The 18,449-nt window shown below is 46.7% G+C and carries 12 protein-coding genes; 6 read left to right on the top strand and 6 right to left on the bottom strand.

All coding sequences use genetic code 11. The annotated features are described in order from the left end of the window. Nucleotides 1–244: 244 nt before the first annotated feature. From B5F71_RS14765 to B5F71_RS14780, 4 genes are all read right to left on the bottom strand, one after another. A complete protein-coding gene (locus B5F71_RS14765; protein ID WP_087211732.1) occupies nt 245–1,654 on the bottom strand; it encodes a RagB/SusD family nutrient uptake outer membrane protein in 1,410 nt (469 codons plus the stop codon). 12 nt (nt 1,655–1,666) lie between these two features. Continuing rightward, a complete protein-coding gene (locus B5F71_RS14770) occupies nt 1,667–5,089 on the bottom strand; it encodes a SusC/RagA family TonB-linked outer membrane protein (RefSeq protein WP_087211735.1) in 3,423 nt (1,140 codons plus the stop codon). Nucleotides 5,090–5,118: 29 nt separating this feature from the next. Continuing rightward, nucleotides 5,119–6,486 (bottom strand): TlpA disulfide reductase family protein, encoded by a 1,368-nt coding sequence (locus B5F71_RS14775; RefSeq protein ID WP_087211738.1) that lies wholly within the window; start codon nt 6,484–6,486, stop codon nt 5,119–5,121. Nucleotides 6,487–6,620: 134 nt separating this feature from the next. Next, complete coding sequence (locus tag B5F71_RS14780) at nt 6,621–8,357, bottom strand: response regulator transcription factor (RefSeq protein WP_087211741.1); 1,737 nt, start codon at nt 8,355–8,357, stop codon at nt 6,621–6,623. 444 nt (nt 8,358–8,801) lie between these two features. Here B5F71_RS14780 and B5F71_RS14790 point away from each other — a divergent pair, with 444 nt between their 5' ends. From B5F71_RS14790 to B5F71_RS14800, 3 genes are all read left to right on the top strand, one after another. Continuing rightward, the gene (locus tag B5F71_RS14790) at nt 8,802–9,710 is read left to right on the top strand and encodes an AEC family transporter (RefSeq protein WP_087211748.1); all 909 of its coding nucleotides are present in this window, start codon (nt 8,802–8,804) and stop codon (nt 9,708–9,710) included. Between the two features lie 162 nt (nt 9,711–9,872). Next, nucleotides 9,873–10,847 (top strand): tetratricopeptide repeat protein, encoded by a 975-nt coding sequence (locus B5F71_RS14795; RefSeq protein WP_143269912.1) that lies wholly within the window; start codon nt 9,873–9,875, stop codon nt 10,845–10,847. A gap of 33 nt (nt 10,848–10,880) precedes the next feature. Beyond that, nucleotides 10,881–11,537: a hypothetical protein gene (locus B5F71_RS14800; RefSeq protein ID WP_087211752.1), complete on the top strand. Its 657-nt coding sequence runs from the start codon at nt 10,881–10,883 to the stop codon at nt 11,535–11,537. A gap of 461 nt (nt 11,538–11,998) precedes the next feature. Here the strand turns inward: B5F71_RS14800 and B5F71_RS14805 are convergent, their stop codons facing one another. After that, nucleotides 11,999–12,667 carry a bifunctional 4-hydroxy-2-oxoglutarate aldolase/2-dehydro-3-deoxy-phosphogluconate aldolase gene (locus tag B5F71_RS14805; RefSeq protein ID WP_087211755.1) on the bottom strand — a complete coding sequence of 223 codons (669 nt, stop codon included), beginning with the start codon at nt 12,665–12,667 and terminating at the stop codon, nt 11,999–12,001. A 101-nt stretch (nt 12,668–12,768) separates the two neighbouring features. Further along, the gene (locus tag B5F71_RS14810; protein WP_087211758.1) at nt 12,769–13,791 is read right to left on the bottom strand and encodes a sugar kinase; all 1,023 of its coding nucleotides are present in this window, start codon (nt 13,789–13,791) and stop codon (nt 12,769–12,771) included. A 206-nt stretch (nt 13,792–13,997) separates the two neighbouring features. On the opposite strand from B5F71_RS14810, the gene B5F71_RS14815 reads away from it, so the two are divergent. The 3 genes from B5F71_RS14815 to B5F71_RS14825 all read left to right on the top strand — a co-directional run bounded on the left by B5F71_RS14815 (nt 13,998) and on the right by B5F71_RS14825 (nt 18,275). Next, entirely contained in the window at nt 13,998–15,080 is a 1,083-nt protein-coding gene (locus B5F71_RS14815; RefSeq protein ID WP_087211761.1) for a LacI family DNA-binding transcriptional regulator, read from the top strand. 106 nt (nt 15,081–15,186) lie between these two features. Next, the gene (locus B5F71_RS14820; protein WP_022038974.1) at nt 15,187–16,677 is read left to right on the top strand and encodes an altronate dehydratase family protein; all 1,491 of its coding nucleotides are present in this window, start codon (nt 15,187–15,189) and stop codon (nt 16,675–16,677) included. A 293-nt stretch (nt 16,678–16,970) separates the two neighbouring features. Further along, nucleotides 16,971–18,275, top strand: coding sequence for a Na+/H+ antiporter NhaC family protein (locus B5F71_RS14825; protein WP_087211763.1), 1,305 nt, complete (start codon nt 16,971–16,973; stop codon nt 18,273–18,275). The last annotated feature ends 174 nt before the right edge of the window (nt 18,276–18,449 follow it).

Here is an 18,449-nt window from a genome sequence, read left to right on the forward strand (position 1 = left end):
TTTTGATTTGCAACTATAAAATTACTCATTTTCTGCGATATGCGGAAATCCCTGTGCCTCTTTTATATCCCAAGAAGAAGGTTATCTATTAACTTGCGAAACTTGAATACTTTTATTGTAAATTCCATTTGATTTTTGGCTTAAATCCAAAACATAATTTGTGTGTCAAAAGGATAGTTGATTTTCATTTATGAATCACCCCACGTGGAATTTCCGCGTGGGGTGATTCTTCTTTTATTCTTCATTAGTAGTTTTGTGTAAGCGAAGGATTATAGAGTACGGCATTTTGCGGAAAAGGAAATACCCATAGAGGTGAATCGGGTGAAATAGAATATGTTCCGCCATACTCAGGTCCCAAATCACGTATGATAGTTTCGGCATATTCCGGTTCTGAGTTCCAACGCTTACGGTCACAGAAATTCTCAATCGTGTTGATGAACTCTACACGTTTGGCGTCCTGCAAGAGCTTCATAGCCTGCTTTTCGGTCAATCCGGATGCTTGATTGGCAAAAGGTGTATAGTTATCTATACGCATGGCACGTACGCGGTCTACCTGTGCCAGTCCGCCCTGGATATTGCCCTGCCGAATCATACATTCAGCAGCAAGATAATACATGGTTTCTGTACGGATGCCCCACACGTTCCAGCGGATATCGCTTATCTGACATTGCAGGGAACCATCGGGTAGTACTTGGTAAGGTTCGCCCCAAGGCATTCCCATATAGTTATAATATTTCATGATGTAATCATTGGGATCGATGAGGGCCGCCACATCAGGCGAAATGGTAAGTCCATAGAAATCACCCAAATTGGAGTTGTTGCTCCACAACAGAAAATAGTTGTTGGAGGCTGTTTCGTTAAGTGTCCATGTTCCGGTCTCTTTGATAGACGACCGGTCTTCCAGACGATTGTTTACACCCAATGCCAGATTGGCGTAACGGAGTGCTTCATCGTAACGCTTCATTTGGAAAAGCACACGGGCACGCACCCCATAGCCGAAATCAAGTCCGAAACGGCAAGGGATATCTACATGGCTTTGGATAAGGTCCGCCAGAACCTCGTCGCTGCAATCTTCCAATATCCGTTCGTATACTTCCGCAATAGTACGTTTTGTTTTTTCTTCGCTTACGTCCGTGTTGTCCACGTAGGGAATGCCTCCCAGCTCGGATGCCGTTGCCTCATCGTATTGCTTAGCGAAAGTATTGACCAGAATAAAGTGGTACCATGCGCGGAGGATGTGTGCTTCGGCGATGATTTGCCGGCGCTTAGCATCGTCTCCAGTAGCTTCGGGTGCCTTGGAGATGATAACGTTCATGTAGTTTATACTACGATACAGGTATTCATACACATAGCTGGAAGTAGTGAGACTGGCACGGTCTACGTTTTCATCGTATGTGACGAGGGCATAAATCAGACTGTTGGGATTGGCAAGGTATTCGGGTAGCCCTTCCCAATAGTCGTACATGTTATTGCACAATATTTCGTATTCGTTGTTCGAGGTAGTGATTTGCGGGTCTTGATTGAGCAAGGTCTCCAAATCATCTACGGTATTAAGGGTGGTCATTCCTTTCGGTACAATGTCAAGTTTGCTTTCGCAGGCTGCCATACAGAGAAAGACGACCATAGCCAGTATAGTAAATGCTTTTTGTTTCATCGCTTATCGTTATTAAAGGTTAAAGTAAACGCTCATGGTATAGCTGCGTGGAACGGTGTTGTAATTACTTCCGTTAACGGGATTTACTGCCTCTGGGTCAAGTCCCAGGCTGTTGCGTGCCCACGTACATATGTTGTTCATCTGGAAACGGATGCGGAGGTCGTTCAGTCCGATAGCACGGCAGATGCGCTTGTCGAAATTGTATCCCAGCACAATGTTGCGCAATTTCACGTATCCGGCATGTTCCACATTGGTGTTTCGGTAAATGCCATATTGGGTATTGGTATAATGTATGGACATGTATCCGTTAGCAGGTACATCGGTGTTTCCTTCCCAATATTGCAACAGGTCTTTCGAAAGCTCCCCTTGTCCGAATGTATTCTTATAGCCCGAACCGCTTCCGGCAGAAGAACTCCATGCATCATTTCGAGTACGCATATAGTGTCCTCCATAGAAGTTGAACATAGCCGACAAGGTAAATCCTTGCCATGTAATTTCGGGGGTGATGGCACCACTTATCGTAGGGGTGTAGGTACCAGAGAACACGGCATCTTCTTCGGTAAATGTCCCACTTGCAACGGATTCCGTATGGACTTCACCATTTTTATCGCGCCAACCTAAGAAATAAGTGCCGTCTTGTTCTACCATGCCGGCATAGTCGATAGAGAAGAGCGAATTGAGTGGATAACCTTCGTGAAGTGACATTGTGAGGTATTCGTAGCCTGATTCGGGATAATGGGATACTTTAGTCACTTTGTTTTTATTGTATGCGAAATTGAAGCCTAAGTCGATGCCCAACTGGCTGCGCTTGCGGGCACGTAAGATGTTGCCGTTCAATTGCAGTTCGACACCCTTGTTGGTCATTTCTCCGCTGTTGATGGTCAACGATGTCCAGCCGGTAGTAGGATCAAGGTCGGTATTGGTCAGCAGGTCGCTTCCGCTCTTGGCATATAAATCTACAGAACCGTTTAATCTATGGTCCAATAAGCCGAAATCTATTCCCACATTCCAAGTCTTGGTCTTTTCCCAGCGCAACTGGTCGTTTGGCGGTGTCTGAAGCGAGCCTTGGTTTTCTCCGTTATAGCGGTTTGTCCCGATGCTGGCGGTGAGATAGGATGATACCGATGAGTCGATATTTCCTGTCAGACCGAAGCTGGCACGGAGCTTGAGGGCGTTTATCCAGGTAATGGGTTTCATGAACGACTCGTTGTTCAAGTTCCAGCTGACACCTGCTGACCATAACGGACGTCCGCGGAATTTCGGATCGGCACCAAATAAGTCGGTACGGTCTACACGATATGAACCGAAAAGGCTATAGCGTTGGTCGTATACGTAGTTGGCGGTGAAGTAATACGAGTAATAGCGGTGCAGTATATCGCTCGTATCAAAGCTGCTGGGAGCACCGAACACCGGATAATTGGTTCCCAACACGCCTGTTGTTGGATTATTGATGAAAGCCCAATCAGTGAGTAGGTTCAGGTTGGTCTGTGTCTGGTCATTGTATCCGTAACGCAAGTCATTGTCGGTCGTCGTATGGGTCTGACGATATTCGAAACCAGCCAGGGCATCTACTGCATGGAGACCGAATTCCCGGGTGTATTGTGTCTGGGCACGGAATGTATAAAACTGGCTTGACACGTTACCGGTAGAGAGCAAGTCGCCATCGGGGACAGCATGATTCACCTGTGTGTTTATCACCTGCATCATGCCCAGGTACGGGTCGCTCCAGTCTGTATTGGGGTCCATCAGGGCAGAGTCCCAGTCAAAGTTTGGATCGGCCACCCATTCGCTTACTTGTGAAGCGGTGGTATAAAGGTCGTACAGGCTGCGCATGAAGTGTGAGGCGTTGTCGTAACGGGTCTGCGTACGCGAGGTAATATCTTCATATTGGAATTGTGCCTGTGCGGTCCAGCCTTCCACAGGAAGGTGAAAAAGAGTCTTCACATTAGTACGCACATTCGTATAGCGGTATTTCGTAAAGTTATAGTTCATTTCTTCCGCAAAGTTATAGGTCGGGTCTTTTAGCCCATAGAGCGAATTGCCGAGAACTTCTTCGCCGGGATAGATGTCCGCCTCCATCCGTTTCAATGAACCGTCATCATTGTACATGCTTTCGTATGCCATGAACGAATTCATGGCATTGTAGCTGGTACTGGCATGTGTCTTTGAGCGGTTGTTGAGCACGTTGACTCCAAAGGAAAGATTCCACCAAGGGGTCACTTTCAGGTCGCCGTTATAAGAAAAGGTGAGTGAACTTTCGTTTTCGCGCTTGGCTCCCATGTTGCCTCCCATGTAGTTTACCACAATGCTCGAACTCAGGTTCTTGCCTTTGACACGGATGCCAAGGTTATATTGGTGGTTTATTTTGGTACGGTCGTGCATGTCCTGCCATTCCTTACGGTAATCGTTCCGGCTCCATTTGTCGAGGGTAGCGTTGAGGTCGGCATCACTCAGCAGTCCTTGATAATTCTGCAACAGCAGACGCATTACTTGCGACTGGTTGGAAATCATGCCGTTGTTGGCATAGTCGATTTGTTGTTGAATCAAGTTCGGGTCTTCATTCAGCATGGCATTGAAATTGTATTTTTCCAGCTGGATAATATCGGCCGCCGAAGCCCAATTGTAGTTGTCATAGTTCTGACGTTCACTGATGACAAGGTCGGCATTGAAGTCGATGGACATGCGGTCTTCCTTGGCACGCTTGGTAGTGATGACGATGACACCGTTCGAAGCACGTGCACCATAGATGGCTGACGCTGCGGCGTCTTTCAATACCGTAATGTTGTCGATGTCATACGGATTTACGGTATTGAGTCCACCTTCGATAGGCAATCCGTCCACGACTATCAAAGGACTAGTACGTGCTTCAAAAGTTCCTATACCGCGTATGCTCAGTGCGTCCTCTCCCGTGGCATAAGGGTCAGGAGTTACGGCAACCAGTCCCGGAACCCGTCCTTCCAGATTCGAGGCAATGTCTCCCGTATAACGGGTGTCCATTTCTTTTCCGCCGATGAGCTGATACGAACCAGTAGCGTTCTCGCGCTTGATATTCTGGTATCCGGTGACAATCACTTCGTCCATTAATGTAACATCGGGTTCCATCTGGATACGGACGTATTTGGTCTCTTTCGGCAGATGGAGCGTTTGTGTCTTCATGCCGATGTAAGAGATAATCAGAGTGGATGCCTGGGAATTTGTCTGTATCGAGAAATTCCCTTCTATATCAGTAACGGTTCCTATCTGGGTACCTTTTACGCGGACGGTAGCTCCGGGAAGCGGTTCGCTATTTTCATCGAGGATAGTTCCGACAATGGTTTTCTCCTCAATGTCTTTTATCTCTTTGACGAGCGATTTTTCCGTTTTCGTCTGTGCCCATATTCCGGACGGGGATACGATGCTCCACATCCCGATTAAGAAATAAGCTAAATGTTTCATTTCATTTGAGTTTTTAGTTAATGGAGGGGTTATTTCCCTAAGGCTTCATTGAGTATTTTTTCAATATTCCTGTTGGAAGGACGGGCAGCATCGACCGAGATGATTTTCCCGTCACGCCCCACGATAATAAAGCGGGGAATGGCGTTGATGTCCATTGCATCAAGAAATTCGCGCCCCGTCTTCACATCAAAGATGAAATTAGGCCACTGGGGGTTGTCGCGGTCTACTTTCTTCTCCCACGCTTTCCGGTTATCATCTTGCGAGATGCTGACGAACACAATATCTTTGTTGTCTTTGAACTTTTCGTAGACTTTTTCCATAAAAGGAATTTCCTTGCAACACGGTACGCACCAAGTGGCCCAGAAGTCAATGTACGCCACTTTGCCCTTAATGACTTCTGAAAGGCAGGTCTTTGTCCCGTCGCGGCTTATCAACACAGGGTCGGAAGGGAATACTTCTCCGTCATTGATGTGTTTGTTGCGTTTGGCTATGGTCTCTTTTATCTTTGCCGCCAGAAGGGAATCCTTGACAAGTTGGGGCTGAATTCCGTTGACGAAAGCGGTGATGTCGCTATCCGAAGGTTGATAGAGGAAAAACATCGAGCTGAGTGTAGCATACAAGTATTTTTTGTTGCTTTCGTTGGTAAGTGCGCTGTCTATGCCCGCGAATTGCTTTATAAAATAAGGAGTAAGCCGGAATGTTCCGTTGTTGTTTCCTAAGTTAACCCTGTTATACCAATGATTAATAAGTCCGCTCAGACGGCTTTCATCGGCATTGGGGTCGATGGTGGCAACAAGTGAGTCAATCTGTGCCCGGTGGTCGATGCTGTCCATGCTTAAGATTTGTATGGTATAATATTTTTTGCTTGCATCAGCCAGTCGTGCATAACGCTCGCGCACCGTGGCATCTTTTATGCCTTTCAATGCGTTTTGTGCAGCTTCATAACCGGCATCCAGGTTAGCATTCCATTCTGCGGTACTGAACGGGTGGTCTGGGGTAGGCTTGAAGGTCCAAGGGGAAAATCCTTGCTGGTAAGCGTTATAGAATGTACTACGGTCGGTGTTGTCTCCTTGGAATGTCACATTTTTCCCGTCGATGTCCATCTTGACCGACTTTCCTTTTTCGAGAAAAGCTCCGTAGCTGTCGCTTCCGACATACAGGGCGACATCGGCTTCGTTTCCGGCAAGTTGGGGATTAAATACGAACAAGCCTGTCGAATCGGTTGACACATTTTCTACAAAGGTATTACCGTTGTAATCATAATAGAAAGTAATTTCGGTAGGTTCGGATACATTGATTTTTCCTTCCAAAAGAGGGGCATTATCAGATGAACTGCATCCGTAAGACACAAGGAAACCTGGTGCCACGAAAAGAAGAATTGATTTCAAATTAGCCATAAGCGTTTACATTTAGTTTTTAGTTTGTTACAATCATCGTACAAAGGAAAGTAAAAAACACCAAAACACAATCAGTCATCTTTTCGTAAAACGTAAAATTGATGGATTCGTAAGAAGAATGCTTCAGGAATGCTTCAGATTTCTTTCAATTTCAGACGGTAACGTGCGGGCGTCATTCCAGTTGAAGATTGAAAGGTAGCATAGAAAGTGGACAAGGAACTGAATCCTACTTCTGCTGCGATTTGTTTTAAAGGCTTGTTGGCTTTGAAATCGGACATTTGGGCAATAGCTTCCCTAATCCGGTAATCATTGATGAGTTGCGTGAATGTCTTTCCGGTCGATTCATTGATGGTTTTTGAAAGATAGGTGCGGTTGGTTCCCAACTGGTCGGCTACGGAAGCCACGGTAAGCGAAGGGTCGGTAAACAGCTTCTGTTCTATCATCAGTGCCGTAAACCGGCTCAACAGGTTGCTCAGCTTATCCGAAGGAAGGGTGGCGGATGCTGCCTGTATCGTTTCGTCGGAGTGCAGGTTTTCCATTTGCTTCATCAGCAGTTGTTCGCGTTGCATATATTCCCGGTTTTGAGATACGATGGCACGGTACAGCCGGTTTTTCTTTTTGTAGAAATAAAAAGTCATGCCCAGTGCCAGAAGCAGCAAAACCAGTACTACCGTGAACAAGGTTATCTTGAAGCGATTGTCAAGGATTTCCAGATGTTGGGCGTTGATTTGCTGTTCGCGCGAATAAATATCGTGCTTGATGCGGGCTTCCTGTGTGGCACGTTCGCGGATTTCATCGAAGCGGCGGTCTTGATATTGCTGACATTCGAAAGCGTATGCCAGTGCCTGGGAATCGTTTCCTGCTTCGTGATAACTGAGAGAAAGCTCTTTGAGCAGTTGTGCCTTGTGGATAAGAATGCCCGTACTGTCCATCCGGGCAAGACCCTGTTCCAGTATTTCGATGGCTTGCCGGATATGTTGATCGTTCCGCAGAAGCCGGGCGTATTCGATATAGACTTTGGTAATGGTAGAAGGCGACGCGCTTGTGAAATGCCTGATGGCAGAGACATAATGCCGATAAGCCTTTTCTTTGTCTCCTTCTTTTTCGCAAAGCAACGCCTGCAGGAGATCCAAATCAGCTTCTTCGCCTTCGAACGGAGTTTTCTCGTACATTCTCTCTATCTCTTCGATGGCATTCCGAGCTTGTGGCAGGCTGTCCGCAATCAGGTAATAAAAGGCTGCATTCATTGTTCCGTAAAACAGCGGTATGATTTTATTCCCTTTCCGGGCTATATCTATAGCTTCTTTGGCGAATTTCAATCCCGAAATGTCGTTCCGCATCGAATAGGCTCCCGATATATTGGAAAGAAGAGTGGCGTGCATCCGTACGTCTTGACAAATCCGGACTTCGTCCAGTGCCTGAAAATAATAAGAGAGAGCAGAATATGTGTCGTCATGGACAAACAACGCATAATGGCCGAATCCGTTCAAGATATAGGTTAACGCCTCGTGGTTCTGCATGCGCTCTGCCAGGTTCCGTGCCATTTCCAGGTGCTCATAACTTTTGGTGCTGTTGCGGGATTCGATGTCGGCAAGTCCGAGAATGAGGTGACCGTATAGCTCAGCATACGGACAGTCTTTTTCTCCTACCTCCAGCAAACGCCTCCCGTATTTTCTGGCTTCGGCATTGTTTCCCAGTCCGAGATAATGGAAACCGACGGCCCACAAGGCTTCTTGGTCGTTGGGATTCCTGTCGAGAACCTTCAGATAGGGAGCGACAGTGCTTGAGTCTGCATTTTCTGCCCATGCTGCTCCTCCTGACATAAAGAGCAGGAAGCACAAGGGCACTATGTAAACAAACAATTTGAGCATGTCTTGAATAAATTTGCCAACAAAATAACGAAAACAAATCGAATCTGGCAAGACTTTTGTCAATAAGGAGTTAAAAGGAGTTATTTCGGGAAGTAAAAAAGGCGCAGGATTCAATATATTTACGTTTTCACATGGATGATATTATCATCGAAGCCGTCTTCCTTTTATGGTTTCCGTCCCAAGAACGTACGGTTTTGGTTCGGAAACCGTACGGTTTTGGGACGGAGAACGTAAAAGGGAGACGGCTTGAAACAGATTCTAAGCCGTTCAATCACACGTTGGTTCATACCCTGCCAAACAAACTTATCAGAGAATTACAGAACAGCTATACCGCAAGGTTTATTTCAGCCATTCGTCTTATAAACTTCCATTCGAAAATAAGGTGAAGAGTTTCACACTATCAAAACTCTTTTCTATCTTTGCAACGACAATAAACAAAGACTTATGAACGCTATTGTGACGCAGATGATTATTTTGTTCATTATCGTAATCATCGGCTACTTTCTGAGCAAGAAGAAAATGATGGACGCGGATTTCGACCGCAAACTATCTGTTTTAGTGATTAACGTAACCTGCCCCAGCCTGATTCTGTCTTCCGTAATGGGCGACACGCTTCCCGACAAAAGCTTTATCCTGCCCTTGCTCATCGTGGGATTCGCTACCTATATCGTTCTTATCGGCGGAGCTTTCCTGTTTCCACGGCTCCTGCCCGTAAAAGCTGCCGACCGGGGTATCTATAGTTTCATGCTGGCTTTCGGCAATGTAGGCTTTATCGGCTACCCTATCGTAGCTTCTATCTTCGGAGCCAATGCAGTGTTTTATGCCTGCATCCTCAATTTCCCCAGCACCTTGCTGATATTCGTGTTCGGCACCCTCTTCGTTTCGGGAGGAGAAGGCAAGGTACGCTTCGATTGGCGCACGCTCTATTGTCCGGCGATGATAGCTTCTTACCTTTCCATTCTGATTGTAGTGACCGGCTGGATACCCCCCAAAGTGCTCAGCACGCCTTTCGTCCTCTTGGGCAACATCACCGTACCCGCCGCCCTGCTCATCGTAGGCTCTTCCATTGCCCAGGTCCCTATCTGGCGCATGTTCAGCAATACGGCTATCTACCTCATGTCTGCCCTCCGCCTGATGCTGGTTCCCCTCCTGATATTATACCTCTCGCACCTGTGCCGGGTAGAGGAAACCATCGCCAACATCAACGTGGTATTGGCAGCAATGCCCGTAGCTTCCTACGGCACTCTGTTCTGCATCCAGTATGGGAAAGGGGAAGTCATCATGGCGGAAGGAACCTTCATCACCACCTTGCTTTCGGTGATTAGCATTCCTTTGCTAACGATGTTTTTATAAAATGAATATCCGCAAACATCCCATGTAGGGGCGTATCGCATACGCCCGAATGCATCTACTTATCCACGTGGATGTCTTCGGGGCGTATGCGATACGCCCCTACAAGCAAATTGGGTAAAATGCGGACATTCATTAACTATTTTTATTAACCCATTTTTTGTCTTGATTATTGCAACCATTTTAGGTGGATGCAATAACCATCCGACAAGCCCTACTTTATTAAATAAGGTAGAAAACCTGATGCCAGCACAACCGGACAGTGCCTACGCTTTATTGGCTTCCATCGATACGGATACACTAAATGCCGGAAGCTTTGCGCGCTGGTGCATGCTGAAAGCAGAGCTTTCGCACCGCACCTCTCATGTTTCCGTTCCTTCTATCGAAGACATGGAAAGGACACTCAATTGGTACAAGAAACAAGGCACGGAAGAAGAATGCCTGAAAGCCGGATTCTATTTAGGCATGGCACATGCCCATGAAGGTGAAAGCGATAAAGCTATGAATATATACGCACGCATATATACTATCGCAGAGAAAAGGCACGATTTCCAGCTAATAGGATATACCTGTTCATATATGGCAGACCTGTATGCAAGACAAGACTACCCATCTCTATCACTAAGAAAGACAAAAGAAGCAGCCGTTTGGTTTCAAAAAGCCAATAACAAAAGAAGTTATGTCTGTGCACTAAGGGATATTTGCCGAAGGTATGCTTACATGGATTCTTTATCATTAGCATTAACCTATCTACAAAAGGCTGACTCTCTTTGCCAAACACTGAACGATAAAAATGTTTACCGTTCCATTCTGAATGCGTATGGCAATATCTATCAAATGCAAGGTGAATACGAATTAGCTGAAAAGTATTTTTATCAAACTCTAAATAATAGCGCAAATCCGATTCCTGATTACTTTGCTTTATCTCATTTGTACATAGAAACCAACCAGCTACAGAAAGCCAAAGAAATGCTGCAAAAAATCCCTATGAAAGAAAGCATAAACCGCTATGCCGTATATTCTGATTTATACGAAATAGCCAAGTTGGAAGGAAAATCCGAACAAGCTATGAATTATTTGATAAAATACGTAGATTTAAGCGACTCATTAACCATTGCCTCCAGCAAATCGAAAGTATAAGAAATAGAAAAACGCTACAAACACCAGAAACTGATGACCGAAAACGCAGAGCTTCGGCTCAAGCAAACGGGCTATCTGCTGGCTTTCGCCGTATGCCTGATAGTGGTATTGGCCATGCTGTGGACATACTTCGGCTACCGGAAACGGACGGAAAAGAAACTCTTGCTGCAACAAGCGGACATACGCGATACACGCAACCGCCTGCTGGAACTGTCCATCGAGATGGAGCGGAAAAACGCCCTGCTGAAACATTCGGAAGAAGAGGAAAAGGCACTGGAGCGGATACGCGAAGAAATGGAAACACTGACCGTACGCTACCGTACCCTGCGGAAAAACATGCTGGAAAGCTCGCCTGTATATAAGAAACTGCACCAGCTGGCAAAGCAGAAGAAGCCGCAAAACACCCGGACGCTCATTAGCGAAGAGCTATGGGAGCAAATCAAGCTACAAGCGCAAAAGGTATATCCCGGCCTGCGGAGGTACGTCATCGACCGCTGCCCCGACCTGAGCGAATCGGAGTGGGCATACTGCTGCCTCTACCTGTTCGGATTCGACACCAACGACGAGGCATTGCTGCTTGGCATCAACACTTCTTCGGTACGCACCAAAACCTTGCGCCTGCGCTCGCGGCTGAACATCGACCTGCCCGCACAAATGTCACTTTATGAATATATTACCATGCAGATATAAGCTGCTTCTGCACATTTTTTGTACCGCACTGGGTATAACGCAAATAGCCAATGTAGGGGCGTATCGCATACGCCCGGATGCACCAACTTACCCACGTGGACGCTTTCGGGCGTATGCGATACGCCCCTACAAGCAATTTGGCAAAATGAGGACATTCATTTAACAATTTATTTTCGAAAGGAAGACAATCGGTTTTCAGATGTCTCCTTTTTACGTTCTCCAATTGGAAACCGTACGTTTTTGATATCAAAACCGTATGTTCTCCAATTGAAAACCGTACGGTTTCCAATTGGAGAACGTAAAAGGGAGATGCCCGAAACAACAATAGGAGGCTTCCGCAAAGGCAATGGCATCCTTCCGAATATGCTTTGCACAAAAAGAAAGCGTCGCAAAACATGCTTCCGCATGCCTGCGACGCCTCTCGCTTTATACACCTTTAAACAAAATGAACTTTCGTTCCTTTATTTGCGCGCTTCGGCAATATAGCCTAACGCTTCCTTACACTTATCGGTAATGTAAGCCCAGTCTTCTGCCGCTACCTTATCCTTCGGGAAGAGTTTCGAGCCCATACCTACGCAGAACACACCAGCCTTGATCCATGAAGTCAGGTTTTCCTGGGTAGGCTCTACACCGCCGGTCACCATCAGTTTCGACCACGGCATCGGTGCCAACATGCCTTTTACCAATTTCGGACCTAATACATCACCCGGGAATATCTTACACAGGTCGCAGCCTACTTCTTGTGCAAAACCTACTTCGGACACGCTTCCGCATCCCGGAGTGTAAGCTACCAAACGGCGGTTGCATACCTTAGCGATTTCGGGATTGAACAACGGACCTACCACGAAGTTGGCTCCCAACTGGATATAAAGCGCAGCCGTAGCAGGGTCTACTACAGAGCCTACGCCCATCGCCATTTCAGGACATTCCTTAGCGGCGAACTTCACTACTTCGGCAAATACCTCGTGAGCGAAGTCACCACGGTTTGTAAACTCGAAAGCACGCACGCCGCCATCATAGCAAGCCTTAACCACTTTCTTTGCCACTTCTGCGTCTTTATGGTAGAACACAGGCACCATTCCGGTTGAACCGATTTTGTTCAACACAGCTATCTTATCAAATTTTGCCACAATTTAAAGTTTTAAGTTTATGAAATTTCTCACCACAGATTACACAGATTATTTTAAAATCAAATGAACCTATCTGTGTAATCTGTGGTGAATAAAAAGATTTAGCGTTGTACGCGACCGCTTGCATCACCGCCAGCCAGTGCTTCTACCTCTTCTACCGAAACAAGGTTGAAGTCACCGTTAATGGTATGTTTCAAAGCAGAAGCAGCTACGGCAAATTCCAATGCTTCGCCTTGATTCGGCTTCGTCAGCAGACCGTGGATAATACCGCCTGAGAACGAGTCGCCGCCACCTACACGGTCGATAATGGGGTTGATGTCGTAACGCTTCGATGTATAGAACTCTTCACCGTTATAAATCATTGCTTTCCAGCCATTGTGAGTAGCCGAGAACGATTCACGCAAGGTAGAGATAACATACTTGAATCCGAATTCTTTCGCCATGGCAGTGAAAATGCCTTTGTAGCCTTCCGCATCGGTCTTTCCGCCTTCTACATCAGCATCGGGCTTGAATCCCAGGCAGAGTTCCGCATCTTCTTCGTTTCCGATGCAAACATCCACGTATTGCATCAACGGGCGCATGATAGACTGGGCTTTTTCCTTGGTCCACAATTTCTTACGGAAGTTCAAGTCTACAGATACCGTTACTCCGTGACGCTTGGCAGCCTCGCAAGCCAATTTGGTCAGTTCTGCAGCTTTATCGGAAATAGCCGGCGTGATGCCCGACCAGTGGAACCAGTCAGCACCTTCCATGATAGCATCAAAGTCGAAGTCAGAAGGCTCAGCTTCAGCGATAGCTGAGTGTGCACGGTCGTAAATCACTTTACTCGGGCGCATAGAAGCACCTGTTTCAAGATAATAAATACCCAGACGGTCACCGCCACGGGCAATATAATCGGTCTTGACACCATATTTGCGCAAAGCGTTGAGGGCACATTGTCCGATTTCATGCTTCGGCAATTTGGTTACAAAATAAGCATCATGTCCATAATTGGCACAGCTGACAGCTACATTCGCTTCGCCGCCACCATACACTACATCGAAACTATCCGACTGTACGAACCGCGTATTGCCCGGCGTAGACAGCCGCAACATAATCTCGCCTAAAGTAACAATTTTTCCCATTGCTAATAATTTTTATATCGTTTATACTTCTTGTTTGATTAAATTCCATACTTTCCATAAAGGAAAACATTTATCCGCTCTGTGTACGCACACAAAGGTACGATTTATTTTTTAAATACCAAAAAAAGTAATATATTTGTATCGATATTTTTTCAACACACACATTAAACCATCTTTTAAAACACATTTTATTAAGGTATAGAGACATGGACAAACAAGCAGAACGAATCCGAATCAAAGACATAGCCCATCTGGCAGGGGTATCAGTAGGCACGGTCGACCGTGTGCTTCACGGACGCAGCGGAGTATCTGAAGCCAGCCGGAAAAAAGTAGAAAATATCCTGAAACAACTAGACTACCAGCCGAATATGTATGCCAGCGCACTGGCATCGAACAAGAAATACGTCTTTGCCTGCCTGCTGCCCCAACATACAGCAGGAGAATACTGGACGTATGTAGAAAACGGGATGAAACGTGCTATCAAGGCATTCTCGGATTTCAATATATCACTGGTAAGCGGATACTACGACCAATACATGCCAGGCGACTTCAGGCGGGCAGGAGAAAAACTGCTGGAAGAGGCTCCCGACGGACTGGTCATCTCTCCTACCATCGAATCGGAAACTACCGGATTTGCCGGCGAGCTGCAGGCACGTTCTATACCTTATATATTTATAGACTCGAACATCCCAAGCCTCAAACCGCTTGCCTTTTACGGGCAACATGCCAAACAAAGCGGATACTTTGCCGCACGCATCATGAAAATGCTGATGCAAGACCAAACCGAACTGGTAATATTCCGCCAGATAAACGAAGGCAGGCTGGGTTCGAACCAGCAGCTGCATCGCGAAGAAGGATTTTACAGCTATATGAAAGAACATCATCCCAACCTGACAATGCTGGAACTGAACCTGTATGCCAAAAGACCGGGCGAGGATGAAACGTTGCTGAATGACTTCTTCCGGGAACATCCGGAACTGTCCTATGGCATTACATTCAACTCGAAAGCATATATCATTGGCGAATACATGGAAAAGCAGCACCGGAAAAACTTTCACCTGATGGGATATGACCTGTTGGAGCGTAATGTCAACTGCCTGAGAAAAGGCAGTATCGACTTTATTATCGCCCAGCAACCCTCACTTCAAGGCTATAACAGCATTGCAAGCCTGTGCGACCATTTAATCCTGAAGAAAACTATCAAAGAATGCAACTATATGCCCATCAATTTCCTTTCGATAGAAAACATCGACTTCTATCTGGACATGCACCGGAACAATCATAACTAACCTTTAGTTCTTGAGCCTGTGACTTCTTACGTTCTTCATAACAGAAACCCACAAACTCAAAAACCCAAAAAACTTAAAAACTCAAAAAACAAAAACCCAATTATTTATGGAAACAACTTATTTGAAAATCAACCCTGCCGACAATGTAGCTGTTGCAATCACCCCGTTGAAATCAGGCGAAACCATTACCGTAGACGGTCAGGACATCGTGCTGAAAACAGACATTCCCGCCGGACACAAGGTGACACTGACGGACTTTAATGAAGGCGACAACATCATCAAATACGGATATCCCATCGGACACGCCACAAAGCACGTACCGCAAGGAAGCTGGATTTCGGAAAAGGAAATCAAGACCAACCTTGCCGGATTGCTGGAATACACGTACCAGCCGGCCGAAGTAGCGCTAGACATCCCCTACGAAAACCGTACATTCAAAGGTTACCGGCGTAAAAACGGTGACGTGGGCATCCGCAACGAGATATGGATTATTCCGACCGTGGGCTGCGTGAACGGCATCGTAAACCAACTTGCCGAAACCTTGCGCCGGGAAACAAACGAGGAAGGCATTGATGCCATCGTAGCTTTCCCCCACAACTATGGCTGCTCGCAACTGGGAGATGACCACGAAAACACCAAGAAAATCTTGCGCGACATGGTGCTTCACCCCAATGCCGGAGCCGTACTGGTAGTAGGACTGGGATGTGAAAACAACCAGCCGGACATCTTCCGTGAATTTATCGGTACGTATGATGAAGAGCGCATCAAATTTATGGTAGCACAGAAAGTGGACGACGAACTGGAAGAAGGCATGAAGATTCTGCGGGACCTGTATGCCAAATGCAAGCAGGATGTCCGCACCGATGTACCACTCTCGGAACTGCGCGTAGGACTAAAATGTGGAGGCTCGGACGGATTCTCGGGCATTACAGCCAATCCGCTGCTGGGCATGTTCTCTGACTACCTCATCGCACAAGGCGGCACTTCTGTCCTGACCGAAGTACCGGAAATGTTCGGCGCCGAAACCATCCTGATGAACCGCTGTAAAACTCCGGAACTGTTCGAACAGACCGTACACCTGATAAATGACTTCAAAGAATACTTTTTGTCACACGGCGAACCTGTAGGCGAAAATCCATCTCCAGGAAACAAGGCTGGAGGCATTTCCACTCTGGAAGAAAAAGCTTTGGGATGCACACAAAAGTGCGGAAAGAGTTATGTGTCGGGGGTATTGCCTTACGGCGAACGCTTGCAGACGAAAGGCTTAAGCCTACTGTCGGCACCAGGCAACGACTTAGTAGCAGCTACAGCTCTGGCTTCATGCGGCTGCCACCTCGTACTCTTTACTACTGGACGCGGTACACCTTTCGGCACTTACGTCCCCACAATGAAAATATCCACCAATTCCCGCCTTGCTGCCCACAAGCCCGGATGGATTGACTTTAATGCTGGAGTAATCGTAGAAAACGAACCGATGGAGGTAACTTGCCGCCGTTTTACCGACTATGTCATCCAAGTGGCAAGCGGAGAATGGGTAAACAATGAAAAGAAAAACTACCGCGAAATAGCCATCTTCAAGACTGGAGTTACGCTATAAGGAATGAAAAATAAAGCAATGAAACAAATAACGGAGGGTGCAGAAGCATTGCTCCGTTATTTGTTTTGAATATGTTTTGAATATCCGCAAACATCCCAATGGATGAAAAGGAGTTATGCCCGCTTCGCTCACAGGAGTTAAATGCCAATAGCCCTGCTATGGTTTCCATTAGTAAAAGTATTGGCTTCTAACTCCCTTTAACTCCCTGAAATAACTCCTTATTGGTGAAATGCGGACATTCATATAAAAATATTATCTTTGCACCAGCTTTCATTTTACAGATTTTTCGACTCATGGACTATAACAAACTGACTCCCATTGTAAACAAGCCGAACGGATGGGCACTGATGCCGCTCGTCGTTTTTCTGTGCCTGTACCTGATAACCTCCATCATCGTCAACGACTTTTACAAAGTTCCCATAACCGTGGCGTTCCTGGTAGCTTCGGTTTATGCCGTCGCCACAACCAAAGGGCTTTCGCTGAACGACCGCATCCTGCAATACTCTTCGGGAGCCGCCAATACCAACATCATGCTGATGATTTGGATATTTATCCTTGCCGGAGCCTTTGCCCAGTCGGCAAAAGCCATGGGGGCCATTGATGCTACCGTCAATCTTACCCTCTGGCTCCTTCCGGAAAACCTGTTGCTTGCCGGCGTATTTCTCGCCTCGTGCTTTATCTCGCTCTCCATCGGCACCTCGGTAGGCACCATTGTCGCCCTTGCTCCGGTAGCTGCAGGCATTGCCGCCAAGACCGACATCAGCATGGCGTTTATGACGGCAATCGTCGTTGGAGGGGCTTTCTTTGGTGACAATCTTTCTTTTATTTCCGATACCACCATTGCCGCGACACGCACCCAAGGCTGCGTGATGCGCGACAAGTTCCGTGTCAATTTTCTGATTGCTCTCCCGGCAGCCCTGCTGGTATTGATATACTACATTGTATACGGAATGCAAACCGAAGCCCATCCCGACATCTCTCCCATCGAATGGGTGAAAATCATCCCCTACCTTATCGTGCTGGGGACTTCCATCGCCGGAATGAATGTCACACTGGTATTGCTCTTAGGCTTGCTGTCGACCGGCATCATCGGATGGGGATACGGCACATTCGACCTTTTCGGATGGTTTGGCGCAATGGGAGAAGGTGTACTGGGAATGGGGGAACTGATTATCATCACGCTGATGGCAGGCGGTATGCTGGAACTCATCCGGTTCAATGGAGGCATCGACTATATCCTGCACCGGCTGACCAAACGCATCAACAACAAACGGGGAGCCGAATTCAGCATTGCCGCCCTCGTCAGCCTTGCCAATTTCTGTACCGCCAACAATACGATTGCCATCATCACAGTGGGTCCACTCGCCAGCCGCATAGCGGAAGAATACCGGGTAGACAAGCGGAAAAGTGCCAGCATACTCGACACATTCTCGTGCGTAATACAGGGCATTATCCCCTATGGAGCACAGCTGCTGATTGCAGCCGGACTGACCCAATTGTCTCCACTCGACATTATTCCCTACCTTTATTATCCGATGGCATTAGGAATATTCGCCATCCTAAGCATCGCATTCCGTTTCCCACGACGGTACTCCTGATGGAATATTATAAAAAGCACCACAGATTACACGGATATTCAATTTTTCGATTTACGAAGTACGATTTTAGAAGCTGTTTTGAATTTCTCCAAAAAGTTTTTCTTGGCTTGATGTATCCGTTTTCGTGTGTGCTTTGGGCGATTTTTTGGTCCTTTCCGCTCCTGTTCTTCGTCA

It is taken from the genome of Bacteroides sp. An269, from assembly GCF_002159755.1.
Lineage (GTDB): Bacteria > Bacteroidota > Bacteroidia > Bacteroidales > Bacteroidaceae > Phocaeicola > Phocaeicola intestinalis.